The 15313-nt window shown below is 67.8% G+C and carries 15 protein-coding genes; 13 read left to right on the top strand and 2 right to left on the bottom strand.

All coding sequences use genetic code 11. The features are described 5' to 3' along the window. The first annotated feature begins 267 nt into the window (after window positions 1-267). From coxB to CSW59_RS14420, 12 genes are all read left to right on the top strand, one after another. Window positions 268-1197 (top strand): cytochrome c oxidase subunit II, encoded by a 930-nt coding sequence (coxB, locus tag CSW59_RS14365; RefSeq protein WP_099444689.1) that lies wholly within the window; start codon window positions 268-270, stop codon window positions 1195-1197. 22 nt (window positions 1198-1219) lie between these two features. After that, window positions 1220-2881, top strand: coding sequence for a cytochrome c oxidase subunit I (gene ctaD, locus CSW59_RS14370; RefSeq protein WP_099444690.1), 1662 nt, complete (start codon window positions 1220-1222; stop codon window positions 2879-2881). Between the two features lie 108 nt (window positions 2882-2989). After that, window positions 2990-4003: a heme o synthase gene (locus CSW59_RS14375; RefSeq protein ID WP_201722813.1), complete on the top strand. Its 1014-nt coding sequence runs from the start codon at window positions 2990-2992 to the stop codon at window positions 4001-4003. Continuing rightward, the gene (locus CSW59_RS20970; RefSeq protein ID WP_099444691.1) at window positions 4000-4158 is read left to right on the top strand and encodes a hypothetical protein; all 159 of its coding nucleotides are present in this window, start codon (window positions 4000-4002) and stop codon (window positions 4156-4158) included. Before CSW59_RS14375 ends, CSW59_RS20970 begins: the two co-directional genes overlap by 4 nt. After that, a complete protein-coding gene (locus tag CSW59_RS14385) occupies window positions 4139-4801 on the top strand; it encodes a cytochrome c oxidase assembly protein (RefSeq protein ID WP_201722814.1) in 663 nt (220 codons plus the stop codon). Before CSW59_RS20970 ends, CSW59_RS14385 begins: the two co-directional genes overlap by 20 nt. Before the next feature lie 69 nt (window positions 4802-4870). Continuing rightward, window positions 4871-5743, top strand: a complete 873-nt coding sequence (locus tag CSW59_RS14390; RefSeq protein ID WP_099444693.1) for a cytochrome c oxidase subunit 3 — start codon at window positions 4871-4873, stop codon at window positions 5741-5743. A gap of 70 nt (window positions 5744-5813) precedes the next feature. Next, window positions 5814-6176 carry a DUF983 domain-containing protein gene (locus tag CSW59_RS14395; RefSeq protein ID WP_099444694.1) on the top strand — a complete coding sequence of 121 codons (363 nt, stop codon included), beginning with the start codon at window positions 5814-5816 and terminating at the stop codon, window positions 6174-6176. Beyond that, window positions 6169-6855, top strand: coding sequence for an SURF1 family protein (locus CSW59_RS14400; protein WP_099444695.1), 687 nt, complete (start codon window positions 6169-6171; stop codon window positions 6853-6855). The genes CSW59_RS14395 and CSW59_RS14400 overlap by 8 nt, the downstream gene beginning before the upstream one ends. After that, window positions 6855-8252, top strand: a complete 1398-nt coding sequence (gene thrC, locus CSW59_RS14405; RefSeq protein ID WP_099444696.1) for a threonine synthase — start codon at window positions 6855-6857, stop codon at window positions 8250-8252. The genes CSW59_RS14400 and thrC overlap by 1 nt, the downstream gene beginning before the upstream one ends. 100 nt (window positions 8253-8352) lie before the next feature. After that, window positions 8353-9624, top strand: coding sequence for a pitrilysin family protein (locus tag CSW59_RS14410; protein ID WP_099444697.1), 1272 nt, complete (start codon window positions 8353-8355; stop codon window positions 9622-9624). Between the two features lie 46 nt (window positions 9625-9670). Next, window positions 9671-10243, top strand: a complete 573-nt coding sequence (locus CSW59_RS14415) for a GNAT family N-acetyltransferase (protein WP_099444698.1) — start codon at window positions 9671-9673, stop codon at window positions 10241-10243. Between the two features lie 39 nt (window positions 10244-10282). Then, on the top strand, window positions 10283-11950 hold the full coding sequence (locus CSW59_RS14420) for a bifunctional diguanylate cyclase/phosphodiesterase (RefSeq protein ID WP_099444699.1): 1668 nt from the start codon (window positions 10283-10285) through the stop codon (window positions 11948-11950). A 133-nt stretch (window positions 11951-12083) separates the two neighbouring features. Here the strand turns inward: CSW59_RS14420 and CSW59_RS14430 are convergent, their stop codons facing one another. Beyond that, complete coding sequence (locus tag CSW59_RS14430) at window positions 12084-12674, bottom strand: YqgE/AlgH family protein (RefSeq protein ID WP_099444700.1); 591 nt, start codon at window positions 12672-12674, stop codon at window positions 12084-12086. 147 nt (window positions 12675-12821) lie between these two features. Here CSW59_RS14430 and CSW59_RS14435 point away from each other — a divergent pair, with 147 nt between their 5' ends. Then, entirely contained in the window at window positions 12822-13304 is a 483-nt protein-coding gene (locus CSW59_RS14435) for a peroxiredoxin (protein ID WP_099444701.1), read from the top strand. Window positions 13305-13384: 80 nt separating this feature from the next. On the opposite strand, the gene CSW59_RS14440 is transcribed toward CSW59_RS14435, so the two are convergent. After that, window positions 13385-15142 (bottom strand): acyl-CoA dehydrogenase, encoded by a 1758-nt coding sequence (locus CSW59_RS14440; RefSeq protein ID WP_099444702.1) that lies wholly within the window; start codon window positions 15140-15142, stop codon window positions 13385-13387. Window positions 15143-15313: the final 171 nt, after the last annotated feature.

Genomic DNA, 15313 nt, shown 5'->3' on the forward strand with positions numbered 1-15313 from the left:
GCGGGCTGACTTGGCGTGGGAGGAAATGCGCGCGCGCTAAAGCCGCGCCCAGAGTGTGGTCTCTGGCGCTTGGCAACGGCTGGCGATGCGCGTATGCAGCCTCGTAAGGGCCTTTTTGGGGCGGGCTGCGCGTGACTTCGCGTCTTGTTGGACGCCGTCGCTCGCACGACCGCATCGGGGGCCGTCATAAGCAAGTCGGCGCGGCGTGGCTTTGATCGACGTCAAACGATCATCGTCAAATCGCCGCCGAAACGGGCCGTGAGGAATATGAAGGCGCAATTTTCGGGGATTCGGCGGGTCTTGACGGGCGCCAGCGCGCTCGCCGCCAGTGTCGTTTTCGCGGGGCACGCCCTCGCCCAGGATCTGATGGGGCAGCCGACGCCGGGGGCGATCGACCTGCAACCGGCCGCGTCGGAGCTGAAGCACCACGCGATCTGGTTCCACAACGTGATCCTGCTGCCGATCATCACGGCCATCACCCTGCTGGTGCTGGGCCTGCTGATCTGGATCGTCGTTCGCTACAACAAGAAAGCGAACCCGGTCCCGGCCAAGTTCAGCCATAACACCACGGTCGAGATCATCTGGACCCTGGTGCCGGTGCTGATCCTGATGGTCATCGCCATCTTCTCGTTCCGGCTGCTGTTCCACTACAACGACATGCCCAAGCCCTACATGACCGTGAAGGCCACGGGCTATCAGTGGTACTGGGGCTACGAATATCCCGACCAGAAGATCAGCGAGATTGTGTCGCTGCCGCTCACCAAGGAGCAGGCCGACGCCAAGAAGGTCCCGTATCTGCTGGCCGCCGACAACGCCATGGTGGTTCCGGTCGGTCAGGTGGTCCGCGTGCAGGTCACCGGCGCCGACGTGATCCACGCCTTCGCCCTGCCGGCGTTCGGCCTGAAGACCGACGCCATCCCTGGCCGCCTGAACGAAACCTGGTTCAAGTCCGACCGCACTGGCGTGTTCTACGGCCAGTGCTCGGAGCTCTGCGGCGTCGACCATGCCGCCATGCCGATCGAGATTCAGGTCGTGACCCAGGCCCAGTTCGATGCGTGGGTGAAGTCCAAGACGGCCCCGCCGGCTCCGGTCGCCGCCCCCGCCGAGGCCGCTCCGGCCGCCGCGACGCCCGCAGCGACCCCGGCCGCCGCTCCCGCTTCCGCTCCGGCCGCGGCGCCCGCCGCGCCGGCGGCTTAAGATACTCGCAGGATAAAGTCCGATGGCTCACGCCGCTGACATCGACCACCACGACGGCCACGACGCCGATCATAAGCCGCCCTTCTTCGCCCGCTGGTTCTTCTCGACGAACCACAAGGACATCGGCACGCTGTACATCCTGTTCGCCATCATGGCGGGCATCGTCGGCGGCGCCCTGTCGGGCCTGATCCGCTGGGAGCTGATGGAGCCGGGCATCCAGGTGTTCTCCGACACCGGCCTGCTGGCTCAGCTTGGCGTCTTCCAGGGCAAGCACGGCTACAACGCCGTGGTCACCGCCCACGCCCTGATCATGATCTTCTTCATGGTCATGCCCGCCATGATCGGCGGCTTTGGCAACTGGTTCGTGCCGATCATGATCGGCGCGCCGGACATGGCCTTCCCGCGGATGAACAACATCTCGTTCTGGCTGCTGGTCGCCGCCTGGATCGTGCTGTGCGTGTCGATGTTCGTCGACGGCGGGCCGGGCATGGGCTTCGGCGGCGGTTGGACGATCTATCCGCCGCTGTCGACCATCGGCCACAAGGGTCCTGCCATGGACCTGGCGATCCTGTCGCTCCACCTGGCCGGCGCTTCGTCTATCCTGGGCGCGATCAACTTCATCACCACGATCTTCAACATGCGCGCGCCGGGCATGACCCTGCACCGCATGCCGCTGTTCGCCTGGTCGGTGCTGATCACCGCCTTCCTGCTGCTGCTGTCGCTGCCCGTCCTGGCCGGCGCTATCACCATGCTGCTGACCGACCGCAACTTCGGCACCCACTTCTTCGACCCGGCCGCCGGCGGCGACCCGGTGATGTTCCAGCACCTGTTCTGGTTCTTCGGTCACCCGGAAGTGTACATCCTGATCCTGCCGGGCTTTGGCATCATCAGCCACATCGTCTCGACCTTCTCCAAGAAGCCGGTGTTCGGCTACCTGGCGATGGCCTACGCGATGGTCGCCATCGGCTTCGTCGGCTTCGTCGTGTGGGCGCACCACATGTACACCGTCGGCATGAGCATCAACCTGCGCGCCTACTTCGTGGCCGCCACGATGATTATCGCCGTGCCGACCGGCGTTAAGATCTTCAGCTGGATCGCCACGATGTGGGGCGGCTCGCTGGACTTCAAGACGCCGATGCTGTGGGCCATCGGCTTCATCTTCCTGTTCACGGTCGGCGGCGTCACCGGCGTCGTCCTGTCGAACGCCGGCATCGACTACAGCCTGCACGACACCTACTACGTGGTGGCCCACTTCCACTACGTGCTGTCGCTGGGCGCGGTCTTCGCCATCTTCGCGGGCTTCTACTACTGGTTCGAGAAGATGTGGGGCGTGAAGTACAACGAGTTCCTGGGCGCGACCCACTTCTGGATCATGTTCATCGGCGTGAACCTGATCTTCTTCCCGCAGCACTTCCTGGGCCTGCAAGGCATGCCGCGTCGCTATATCGACTATCCGGACGCCTTCGCGCTGTGGAACTACGTCTCGTCGGTGGGCTACATGATCACCGTCGTCGGCGTGGGCGTGTTCATGCTGGTGCTGATCGAGGCGGCGATCCGTCGTCGCAAGGCCGAGGCCAACCCGTGGGGCGAAGGCGCCACCACGCTGGAATGGACCCTGTCCTCGCCGCCGCCGTTCCACCAGTTCAGCGAACCGCCGGTGATCAAGGCCGACGACCACCACTAAGGGGACGTCGGGGCTAAACCAAGCGGGGGCGCGGTCGGGATCCAAGCAGGGTCTTGGCCGCGCCCTTCGCCCTTCGAGCGAGACAGAAAAGCTCAGTATCGAACACCCATGAAGACCGCCGCCATGACCTCGGAAACCGCCTCGACCTCGGGGACGGACGCCTCGCAAGCCGCGCGCTGGCAGGACTATTTCCAGCTGATGAAGCCGCGCGTCATGTCGCTGGTGGTGTTTACCGGCCTGACGGGGCTGCTGGCGGCGCGCGCGCCGATCCACCCGGTTCTGGGCGCGGTGGCGGTGCTGTGCATCGCGATCGGCGCCGGCGCCTCGGGCGCGCTGAACATGTGGTACGACGCCGACATCGACCAACAGATGCGCCGCACGCGCGGCCGTCCGGTGCCCGCCGGCAAGGTCAAGGGCGAGGAAGCCGCCTCTCTGGGCGTGGTTCTGAGCCTTCTGTCGGTGATGTTCCTGGGCTTTGCGATCAACTGGCTGGCGGCAGGCTTGCTGGCCTTCACCATCGTCTTCTACGCGGTCGTCTACACGATGTGGCTCAAGCGCTGGACGGCGCAGAACATCGTGATCGGCGGTCTGGCCGGCGCCCTGCCGCCGGCGATCGGCTGGGCGGCGGCCACGGGCCACGCGCCGCTGAACGCCTGGCTGATGGTGGCGATCATCTTCTTCTGGACCCCGCCGCACTTCTGGGCGCTGTCGCTGTACGTCACCACCGACTATGCCAAGGCCGGGGTGCCCATGCTGCCGGTCGTCAAGGGCGCGCGCGAGACCCGCAAGCAGATCCTGCTCTACAGCCTCATCTTCACGCCCATCTGCCTGGTCCCCGCGTTCACCGGCCTGGGCGGCCCGTTCTATCTGGCCGTCGCGGCCCTGGGCGGGGCGGTGTTCCTGACCCTGGCCTGGCGCGTCTTCGCCAGCAAGGCCGGCGATGCGGCCGATCCTCGCGTGGCCGACCGGGCGCTGTACGAGGTCACCGAGGATGAGCGCGCCGCCGGCGCCAAAGCCGCGCGCAATCTGTTCGCCTTCTCGATCCTTTACCTGTTCGCCCTGTTCGCCGCCCTGCTGGGCGAAGCCGTCGCTGGCGTTCAGGCCCTGGAGTTTCTGAAGTGAGCAAGTCGATCGACAAGGACGCCGAGAAGCAGGCCGCCAAGAAAGCGCGCGATGGTCGCAACATCGCGATTGGGCTTGGCCTGGCGGTATTTGTCGTGCTGGTGTTCGTGGTCACCTTGGTGAGGCTCGGCGGCAATGTTCAACCACACCCCTAAGGCTCCCCAGGAGACCTTGACCCCGCAACAGGAGATGGCGCGCCGCAACAAGCGGGTGGCGCTGATCTGTGGGGCGACCTTCTTTGGCATGGTCGGCGCCGCCTACGCGGCGGTCCCGCTCTACAAGCTGTTCTGCCAGGTCACGGGCTTCGACGGCACGGTGCGCAAGGCCGAGGTCGCGCCGACCCGGATCCTGGACCGCAAGCTCACGATCCGTTTCGACGCCAACATTCGCGACCTGCCCTGGAAGTTCCAGACGCTGCAGCCCACCCAGGACATTCGCATCGGCGACACGGGCCTGGCCTTCTTCAAGGTCACCAACCCGAGCGACAAGCCGATCACGGGGCGGGCCCTGTACAACGTCGTGCCCGAGTCGGCGGGTCCCTACTTCCAGAAGCTGGAATGCTTCTGCTTCACCAGCCAGACGATCCAGCCCGGTCAGACGATCGAGTTCCCGGTCGTCTACTTCGTGGATCCCGGTTTCGTGGATGATCCCGACACCAAGGGTAAGAGCGAGATCACGCTCAGCTACACCTTCTTTCCCGCCGTCGACGACGGCAATGGCAAGACGGGCCAAGTCGCGGCCGCGACAACGCCCCGCATCGTCGAACCTCTTGGCGGCGCACCGTCGAGAGGGCTATAGGATTCAACAAGATCGCGGCGCGGGGGACCAGCGACCGCGCTCAGAAGGATAACAGGGGTAACCAGCAACATGGCCGGCGCCGTCAAACACGACTACCACATCCTTCCGCCCAGCCCCTGGCCGTTCGTCGGCTCGATGGCCTCGACCGTCATGGCCATTGGCCTGATCGGCTGGCTCAAGGGCGGCGTGCTGGGCATCGAAAAGGGCAACTGGGCGATCTTCGCCGCGGGCCTGGCCGGCGTGCTCTACACGATGTTCGGCTGGTGGGCGGACGTGGCCAAGGAAGCCAAGGCCGGCGACCACACCCCGGTCGTCTCGATCGGCCTGCGCTACGGCATGATCCTGTTCATCGCTTCGGAAGTGATGTTCTTCGTGGCGTGGTTCTGGATGTTCTTCGAGATGGCGCTGTTCCATGAGCACCGCACGCTCTCGACGATCGAGGAAGTCCGCACCGCCTGGGCCGCCTGGCCGCCGGCCGGCGTCGAGACCGTCTCGCCCTGGCACCTGCCGCTGATCAACACCCTGACCCTGCTGCTGTCGGGCACGACCGTCACCTGGGCGCACCACGCGCTGCAGGTTGGCGACCGCAAGGGCGCCAAGTGGGGCCTGATCCTGACCGTCGTGCTGGGCGCGCTGTTCACGGCCATCCAGGTCTATGAGTACGCCCACATCAACCACGAGCAGCTCTTCTACTCGGAAGCTGCGGTCAATTCGGGCCTGTATGGCTCGACCTTCTTCCTGGCCACGGGCTTCCACGGCTTCCACGTGTTCGTCGGCACGCTCTTCCTGATCGTCTGCCTGATCCGCCTGATGAACGGCGCCTTCACGCCCAAGCAGCACTTCGGCTTCGAAGCGGCCGCCTGGTATTGGCACTTCGTCGACGTCGTTTGGCTGTTCCTGTTCGCCTTCATCTACGTGATCTTCGGGGCCTCGGCCCACTAGATCGCAAGATCCCAAGGGGCCCGGAACGCCGACCAGCGTTCCGGGCCTTTTTCGTTTAAGGGTTGCGGCCATGACCAAAACCAATCCCTACGCCGCCGGCGCGCGCGGCCTGTGCCCTCACTGCGGCGAGGGCTATCTGTTCGACGGCTTCCTGAAGGTGGCGCCGACCTGCGAGGCCTGCGGCTTCGAGCTGGGCAAGTACGAGACCGGCGACGGCGCGGCGACCTTCGTGATCCTGATCGCCGGGAGCGTCTGCGCGTTCGGAGCGCTGTTTTCGATGTTCGCCTGGAACTGGCCGGTCTGGCTGCTGCTAGTGGTCTGGCTGCCGGCGGTGCTGGTCATCACCTTGGGGCTGATGCGGCCGGCCAAGGGCCTGATGGTCGCCGCCCAGATCGCCCAGAAGGCCTCTGAGGCCGGCCGCGACCATGTCTGAGTTCCCGAAGAAGAAGGCTAGCTTCCCGATCGGCCTGACGCTGGCCACCGCGATCGCCTTTCTCATCCTCTGCGGCCTCGGCGCCTGGCAGCTCCAGCGCCTGCACTGGAAGGAGAACGTCCTCGCGCGGATCGAGGCCCTGAAGACCGCGCCGGCCCTGCCACTGGTCCAGGTGCTGACCGAAAAAGCCCGGCCCGAGGACCTGGCCTGGACCCGCGTCAGCGTCGACTGCGGTGATGTCGCCGGCGAGGCCCTGCCGCTGGTCTATGGGGTACACGACGGTGATGTCGTCTGGCGCGCCCAGGCCCCCTGCGCGGTGCTGGCGGGTCCCTACAACATGATCCTGATCGACCGTGGCCTGGTCCCGGCCTTGACCAGCCAGGTCGCGCCGCCGCCGCGCGCCTTCGACCCGCCGCGCCGAGTCGTCGGCGTCCTGATCCCGATCGCCCAACTGGGCGGCGACCGCGCCAAGATCCTGGATCGTTTCACAGGCCGCAAGCCCGCGCCGCTGGTTCTGATGGCCGAGGTCGAGACGCCCGCGCCGGCCGGGATCACCCCCGCGCCGCTTCCGGCAGAAATTTCCAATCGGCACCTCGAATACGCCCTCACGTGGTTTGGTCTTGCCGTAACCCTGCTGTTTATCTATGCCGCCATGCTCTGGCGAAGAGTGAGACCCTGATGCGTTACGTGTCGACCCGCGGGCAATCCGCGCCCATCGGCTTTCTGGATGCGGTGCTGGCCGGCCTGGCCCCCGACGGCGGCCTGTACGTGCCCTCCGAGTGGCCGAGCTTCCGCTCGTCGGAGATCGCCGCCTTCGCCGGCAAGTCCTACGCCGAGGTCGCCGCCGCCGTGGTCGGCAAGTTCGTCGGCGACGACATTCCCAAGGAAGACCTGGCCCAGATGTGCGAGGAGGCCTACGCCACCTTCGCCCATACCGCCGTCGTTCCCTTGAAGCAGTTGGGCCCCAACCAGTTCCTGCTGGAGCTGTTCCACGGGCCGACCCTGGCCTTCAAAGATGTCGCGATGCAGCTGCTGGGTCGCCTCTACGACTACGTGCTCGAGCGCCAGTCGCGGAAGATGACCATCATCTGCGCGACCTCGGGCGACACCGGCGGCGCGGCTGTCGAAGCCTTCCGAGGCCGCAAGAACGCCCGCATCGTCGCGCTCTTCCCCGAGGGCCGGATCAGCGCCGTGCAGCGCCGGTTCATGACCACGGCGACCGACGCCAATGTCGCCTGCATCTCGGTGCTGGGCTCGTTCGACGACTGCCAGGCGATCGTCAAGCAGGCCTTCCAGGATGACCAGTTCCGCCACGGCGTGGACCTGTCGGGCGTCAACTCGATCAACTGGGCCCGGATCGCGGCTCAGAGCGTCTATTACTTCACCGCCGCCGTGGCCCTGGGGGCTCCCGCCCGCGAGGTGGCGTTCGTGGTCCCGACCGGAAACTTCGGCGACGCCTACGCCGCCTTCGTGGCCAAGAAGCTGGGCCTGCCGATCCACTCGATCACGGCGGCGACCAACTCCAACGACATCCTGGCCCGCGCCTTTGAGACCGGCCGCTACACGCGCGGGGCTGTGGCCGCGACCCAGAGCCCGGCCATGGACATCCAGGTCGCCAGCAACTTCGAGCGTCTCTATTTCGAAGCTGTCCGTCGCGACGCCGTCGAGACCGAACGCGCCTTCCGCGCCTTCGCCGACACGGGTCTGCTCGACATTCCGCCCGCCGCCCACGCCTGGATGCGCGAGCTGTTCCGTGGCGCGTCGGTCAGCGAGGCCGATACCGCCAAGACCATGCTCTCGACGCTGAACGAGACCGGCGAGATCGTCGATCCGCACACCGCCGTGGGCCTGGCCGCCGCGCGGGGCGTCGACGCCAAGCCGTCGGTCCCAGTGGTGGTGCTCTCGACCGCCCACCCGGCCAAGTTCCCCGAAGCCGTCGAGGCCGCCATCGGCGTCCCGCCGGTCACGCCGCGCGCCACGCCCGACCTTTCCAAGAAGCCGGAGAAGTTCGAGCGCCTGCCCGCCGACGGCGCGGCGGTGAAGGCCTTTGTCCGCACGTTCGCGGCGACGACCTGACGGCCCGCCTGGCCCACAGTGGCCGTGGGGGCGTTTAGCGACTATATGCAGCGCCCCCTCCCTCTCCCCCGTTTCTCGGGGGAGTCGTAAAAAGAGCTGAATGACCGCCACCCTCCGCACCCTGAAGAACGGCGTCCGCGTCGTCTGTGACCCGATGCCGGGCCTTGAGACCCTGGCGCTCAGCGTGGTGGCCGGTCGCGGCGCGGCCTATGAGGACCCGGCGCGGTCGGGCTGGTCGCACCTTCTGGAGCACATGGTCTTCAAGGGCGCGGGCCAGCGCTCGGCGCGCGACATCGTCGAGGTGATCGAAAGCGCCGGCGGCTCGATCAACGCCGCCACCGGCTATGAGCGCACCAGCTTCCAGGTGCGGGCGCTGAAGGGCGGCCTGGATCTGGGCATGGACGTCATCGCCGACCTCGTGCGGCGTCCGACCCTGGACCCCGCCGACCTCGCCCGCGAGAAGCAGGTCGTGGCCCAGGAGATCGCCGAGGCCGCCGACGCGCCCGACGACTACGTCTTTGATCTGATCCAGCGCGCGAGCTGGGGCGATCATCCCGTGGGCCGCCCGATCCTGGGCAGCGATGCGACGGTCGAGGCGGCCGGCGTCGAGGCGCTGTCGGACTGGCGCGCCGCCCTGTACGCCGCCGACCGGCTGGTGGTCAGCGCCACCGGCGCGGTCGAGGAGGCCGAGCTGATGGCCGCCGCCGAGCGCGCGTTCGGCGACCTGCCCGAGGCCCCGGGCGCGGCGGTCCCCGAAGCGGCCAGCTTCATCGGCGGTCCGCAAGCTGAAGCGCGCAAGCTGGAGCAGAGCCACCTCGTCTTCATGCTGCCCGCCTGCGGCTCGCGCGATCACGATTACTTCGCCCTGCGCATCTTCGCCGAGGTGTTGGGCGGCGGCATGTCCTCGCGCCTGTTCCAGGAGGCGCGCGAGAAGCGCGGCCTTGCCTACAATATCGACGCCTATGCCGACACCTATGCCGACCACGGCGCGCTGGGGATTTATGCCGGCTGCGCGGCGTCCGACGCGGTCGAGACCGCCAAGGTCTGCGCCGGCGAGGTCGCAAAGCTCGTCGCCCAGATCGACGACGCTGAACTGGCCCGCGCCAAGGCCCAGCTGAAGGCGCACATGTTCATGGCCCGCGAGCAGCCGCTGTCGCGCGCCGAGCAGGGTGCGGGTCAGGTGCTGCTGTTCGACCGCCTCTATGCGCCGGCCGAGCTGGCGGCCGAGGTCGACGCCGTGACCGCCGCCGACGTGACGCGGCTGGGCCGGCGGCTATTGGCCGACGGCCGCGCGGCCTCGGCCGTGCTGGGCGCCAAGACCTCGCTGAAGGCCGCCTTGGCGTTCGACAAGACGTTGTTCTCAGCCGCCTGACGTCGGAGGGTGCGCCCGTGATTGATCCCCAGCCTTCGCCGCGCCCGTGCTCTCGTCGTTCCTGAAGCCCCGTCCCGCGCTGCGCCTGCAGGGCCGGGCCGTCTATCTGCGGCCGCCCAAGCCGGGCGACCATCGCGCCTGGGCGACCTTGCGCGGCCACTCGCGACCCTTCCTGGAGCCCTGGGAGCCGGTCTGGCCCGAGCACGACCTGACCCGCGCGGCGTTCCGCGCCCGTCTGGCGGCTTATGCCCGCGAGATGGAGCTGGACGAGGCCTATCCGTTTTTCGTGTTCCGCAAGTCCGACGACGCTCTGGTCGGTGGCGTGCGGCTTTTCCACGTGCGGCGTGGCGTCGCCCAGACCGGGACGATCGGCTACTGGATCGGCCAGCCCTTCGCGCGTCAGGGCCATACGCGCGATGCCGTCGAGACCTTGATTCGCTTCGCCTTCAAGGGCTTAGGGCTTCACCGCCTGGAAGCGGCCTGCATGCCGGAGAACGCGCCCTCGGCCGCGCTTCTGCTGAAATGCGGCTTTTCCGAAGAGGGATATGCGCCGGCTTATTTGAAAATTAACGGCGATTGGCGAGACCATCGTCTGTTCGGCTTGGTGGCGCCTGAGTGAGTAGGGGCGTCTCGACGTGGCCGACGCGGCGGGACGGGTATGTCTTTTCGGACAGGCGAGCGACGAATCTGGGACACGACCGCGACGCTCGAAGCGTTGGGCGGGGCCGATGTCGCCTTGTGGATCTGGGAGCCGGACTCCGACCGCCTGCGCCTGAACGGCGCGGCCCGCGCCCTTGGCTTGGGTCCGCTGGCCCCCGAATGCTCCTCCGCCGCCTTCCGCGCCCTGGCCCTGCCACAGGACCGCGCCCAGGCCGAAGAGGTCCTGAAAGTCCGTGAACCCGGCCAGCCGGTGGTCGCTCGCTTCCGCGTGCGCGGCGGCGAGGTCTGCCTGTGGCGCGGCGTCTGGCTGGAGGAGGGCGTGCGCGCCGCTGGCGTGGTCGCCGCCGAAACCAAGTTCTCCGCCTCCGAGCGCTGCGACCTGACGGGCCTGCTGGATCGTCGCGGCTTCATCGCCCGCGCCCGCGAGCGCCTGACCGAGCCGGGCGCGCACGAGCTGGTCGTGGCTGACCTTGACCGTCTGCGCCGCCTGAACGAGGCGCTGGGTCACGATCGCGCCGACCTTGTCCTGGCCGCCCTGGGCTCGCGCCTGATCGCCGCCTTCCCGTCGGATGCTGTGCTGGGGCGCATCGGCGAGGACGAGTTCGCCGTGCTCTGCAAGCCTGACGGCTACACGCCGGCCGAGATGCTGCGGGAGGCGCTGGAGCAGCCGCTGCGCATCGCGGGCTTTGATATTCACCCCACCCTATCCGTCGGCGCCGTCTCGGCCGAGGGCGGGCTGGAGGCTCCTGATCCGGCCGAGCTGCTGCGGCGCGCCGAACTGGCCGTCGAGGCCGCCGCCGCGGCCGGTCGCGGCGGGGCCGCGGCCTATGGCCGCTCGATGGAGACCGACGGCCTGTCGCGTCTGGCGCTGGAGGCCGACCTGCGCGGCGCCATCGGTCGCGGCGAGATTATCCCCTACTTCCAGCCTGTCGTGCGGCTGTCGACCGGCGCCCTGTCGGGCTTCGAGGCCCTGGCCCGCTGGATCCACCCGCGCCGGGGCATGCTGCCGCCCGATGAGTTCCTGCCGCTGATCGAAGAAATGGGGCTGATGAGCGAGCTGGGCGCGCACATGATGCACGCCGCCGCCCGCCAGCTGTCGATCTGGCGCGCCTGCCATCCGGCGATGAGCGCCATGACCGTCAGCGTCAACCTCTCGACCGGCGAGATCGACCGACCGGGTCTGGTGGACGATGTCGCCCAGACCCTGCGCCAGAACAACCTGCCGCGCGGGGCGCTGAAGCTGGAAGTCACCGAAAGCGACATCATGCGCGATCCCGAGCGCGCGGCCACTGTCCTCCGGACCCTGCGCGACGCTGGCGCGGGTCTGGCGCTGGACGATTTCGGCACCGGTTTCTCGTCGCTGTCGTACCTGACGCGTCTGCCGTTCGACACGCTGAAGATCGACCGCTACTTCGTGCGCACCATGGGCGCCAACGCGGGCTCGGCCAAGATCGTTCGCTCGGTCGTCAAGCTGGGCCAGGACCTCGACCTCGAGGTGGTGGCCGAGGGCGTCGAGAACGCCGAGATGGCCCGCGCCCTGCAGGGGCTGGGCTGCGACTACGGCCAGGGCTTTGGCTACGCGCCGGCGCTGTCGCCGCAGGAGGCCGAGGTCTATCTGAACGAGGCCTATGTCGACGGCGCCGCGCCGGTGAAGGCGCGGGGGTAAGCGGATTTAAATCCTCCCTCGCGTAGCGGGGGAGGTGGCCCAGAGGGCCGGAGGGGGCTAACACGGCCCTCGTCCAGCTTGCCCCCTCAGTCGCTCCGCGACAGCTCCCCCGTATCACGGGGGAGCAGCTATCCTACGCCCGCCCCGCCTGCGCCGACAGGTGGTCAGCGCTGATCCCCAGTTTCGCCAGCGCCCGGGTCCACTTGTGCTCGTGGTCTTCGTCGAACAGCAGGCCTTCGTCGGCGTCGCAGATCAGCCAGATGTTGTCGCGCAGCTCCTGCTCCAGCTGTCCGGGGCCCCAGCCAGCGTAGCCCAGGGCCAGGATCGCCTTGCGCGGCCGGCGCATGGGGCTGGCCATGGCGTCCAGCACGTCGCGGGTTGCGGTCAGGCTGAGGCCTTCTGCAATGGGCAGGGAAGAGTCGGGCGAGTGGAAGTCGTCGGTGTGCAAAACAAAGCCGCGCTCGCGCTCGATCGGCCCGCCCAGCAGGACAAGGTCGCTTGGCGCGTGGATGCCGGACCCCACGCCCAACCGGTCCAGAAGCTCGAAGACGGTCAGGCCCTCGACCGGGCGATTGACCGCCAGGCCCATCGCCTGCTCTTCGTCATGGGCGCACAGATAGAGCACCGCCCGCTCGAAGCGCGGGTCCTCGATGCCGGGCATCGCCACCAGAAGACGGCCCGTCAGGAACTCGCCTTCGTCCTCTTCGTCGAACAAGCTGGCCATGGTCAGAGCATTGGCCCTCCGTGCGGCGCTTTCAAGTCGGAGTGTTCAGAATCCGCGTCCCGGGTTTTGAAAAACAGCGCCTTGGCGGCGGCGCGGTGGAGGGATATCTGCAAGCCTCCACAACGCAACACCAGAGGAACACGGCCCATGGCGATCAAGGTTGGCGACACGCTGCCGGCGGCGACTTTCATGACCAGCACGGCCGAAGGGCCCGCGCCGGTCTCCACCGATGACATCTTCAAGGGCAAGACCGTGGCGCTGTTCGCCGTCCCGGGCGCCTTCACCCCGACCTGCTCGGCCAAGCACCTGCCGGGCTTCAAGGATCACGCGGCCGACCTGAAGGCCAAGGGCGTCGACGCGATCGCCTGTGTCTCGGTCAACGACGTCTTCGTGATGAAGGCCTGGGGCAAGGACCAGGGCATCGACGGCGAAGTGCTGCTGCTGGCCGACGGCAATGGTGACTTCACCCGCGCCATCGGCCTGGATTTCGACGGCAGCAAGTTCGGCATGGGCGCGCGCTCGCAGCGCTACTCGCTGATCGCCAAGGACGGCGTCGTCACCCAGCTGCACGTCGAGGAAGCCGGCCAGTTCAAGGTCTCGTCGGCCGAGTACCTGCTGGAGCAACTGTAAGGCTCGGCGCCCAAAATGCGTGTCACCCCGGAAGCCTTGCGGAGGCTGTCCGGGGTGCTACGTGAATTGGATCTAGCTTCCTAAGCCCCCAGAACCTCCGGCGTCATCGTTTCCAGGTCCGCCGCGCCAAGCGTGACGCCGGCCGCCGCGCCCGGAACCTGCGCCAGCACGCTTTCGGCGAACACACGAGCCAGGGCGCGCTTGCTTTCGGCCCAGGCCGTATCGGCCTCACCGGCAGCCGCCAGCGCGCCCTTGGCCAGCATCCAGCCGCCGACCACGTCGCCCAAGAGCTTCAGATAGGCCGTGGCGCCCGACAGGGCGTCGGGCATGGCCTTGGCGCGGCGTTCGATCAGCCAGGCGGTCGCGCTGGCCGCCGCGTCCAGGGCGGCTTCGAGGCGCAGGCCCACGCCCTTCAGCTCCGAGCCCTTCAGGTCTTCGATGGTGTCGCGGATGTCGTCCATCAGGTCGGCCACGGCCTGACCTTCGCCCAGGGTCAGCTTGCGGCCCACGAGGTCGATGGCCTGGATGCCGTTGGTGCCCTCATAGATCGGGGCGATGCGGGCGTCGCGATAGTGCTGGGCCGCGCCGGTCTCCTCGACGAAGCCCATGCCGCCGTGAATCTGCACGCCCTGGGAGGCCACCCAGACGCCGACATCGGTCGACCAGGCCTTGGCGATGGGCGTGAGCAGCTCCTCGCGCAGCTTAGCGCTGGTCCGGGTCGTCTCGTCGGCGGCGGCGCGGGCCAGGTCGGCGGCGACGGCGGTCGACAGGCAGATGCCGCGCGCCGCCTCGATGTGGGCCTTCATCAAGACGAGCGTGCGGCGCACGTCGGGATGGTCGAACAGGCGCGAGGGATAGGCCTGCGTCCAGGCCGAGCGCCCCTGGGCGCGATCCTGGCTGAAGGCCAGCGCCTGCTGATAGGCGCGCTCGGCGATGGCGGTCCCTTGCGTCCCGACCTGCAGGCGCGCGGCGTTCATCATCGTGAACATGTTGGGCAGGCCTTGGCCCAAGCCTCCGACCAGCTCAGCTTTCGCGCCCTCGAACAGCATCACGCAGGTGGGCGAGCCGTGGATGCCCAGCTTGTGCTCCAGCCCGCCGACCCGCAGGGCGTTGGCCTCGCCCAGCTTGCCGTCTTCGCCGACCAGCACCTTGGGGGCCAGGAACAGCGAGATGCCCTTCACCCCAGGCGGCGCGTCGGGCGTACGGGCCAAAACGAGGTGGACGATGTTGTCGGCGGCGTCGTGGTCGCCCCAGGTGATGTAGATCTTCTGTCCGGTGATCCGCCAGCCGCCCTCGCCATCCGGGGTGGCGATGGTGGTCAGGGCGGCTAGATCCGAGCCGGCCTGCGGCTCGGTCAGGTTCATGGTGCCGGTCCATTCGCCCGACACCAGCTTGGGCAGATAGAGCGCCTTCTGGCGGTCCGAGCCGTGGTGATCCAGCGCCTCAATCGCGCCCAGGCTCAGCATCGGGCAGAGGCCAAAAGCCATGTTGGCGGCCTGGATCATCTCCAGCACCGCCACTTCCAGCGTCTTGGGCAGGCCCTGGCCACCGTGCTCCGGCGAGGCGGCGAGACCCGCCCAGCCGCCTTGCGCGAACTGCTTGTAGGCGTCGGCGAAGCCTGGCGCGCAGCGGACGACGCCGTTCTCAAGCTTGGCGCCGACCAGGTCGCCCTGGCGGTTCAGCGGGGCCAGCACGTCGGCGGCGAAAGCGCCGGCCGCCTCCAATACCGCCGCCACCGTGTCGGCGTCGGCCTCGGGGAAGGCGTCGGCCAGCCGATCGAAGTTCGCCGCATGGCGCAGCGAGAAGGCGAGGTCGCGGACGGGGGCGCGGAAGGTCATGGCCGACGAAGCTCCATATTATCGCCGTTCTCTTTAGGCGTGCGGGCTACGGACGCAAAGCCGACTGCAGATTTGTTCGCCTGGTAACGACCTCGTGATCGGTGAGGCCTTCAAAGCTATGCTGGAGTGCTTAAGTCGGGGAACCGTAACTAGTTCTGTTCTAGTTCGAAG

The organism is Caulobacter sp. BP25 (genome assembly GCF_002737755.1).
In the GTDB taxonomy this organism is placed as follows: domain Bacteria; phylum Pseudomonadota; class Alphaproteobacteria; order Caulobacterales; family Caulobacteraceae; genus Caulobacter.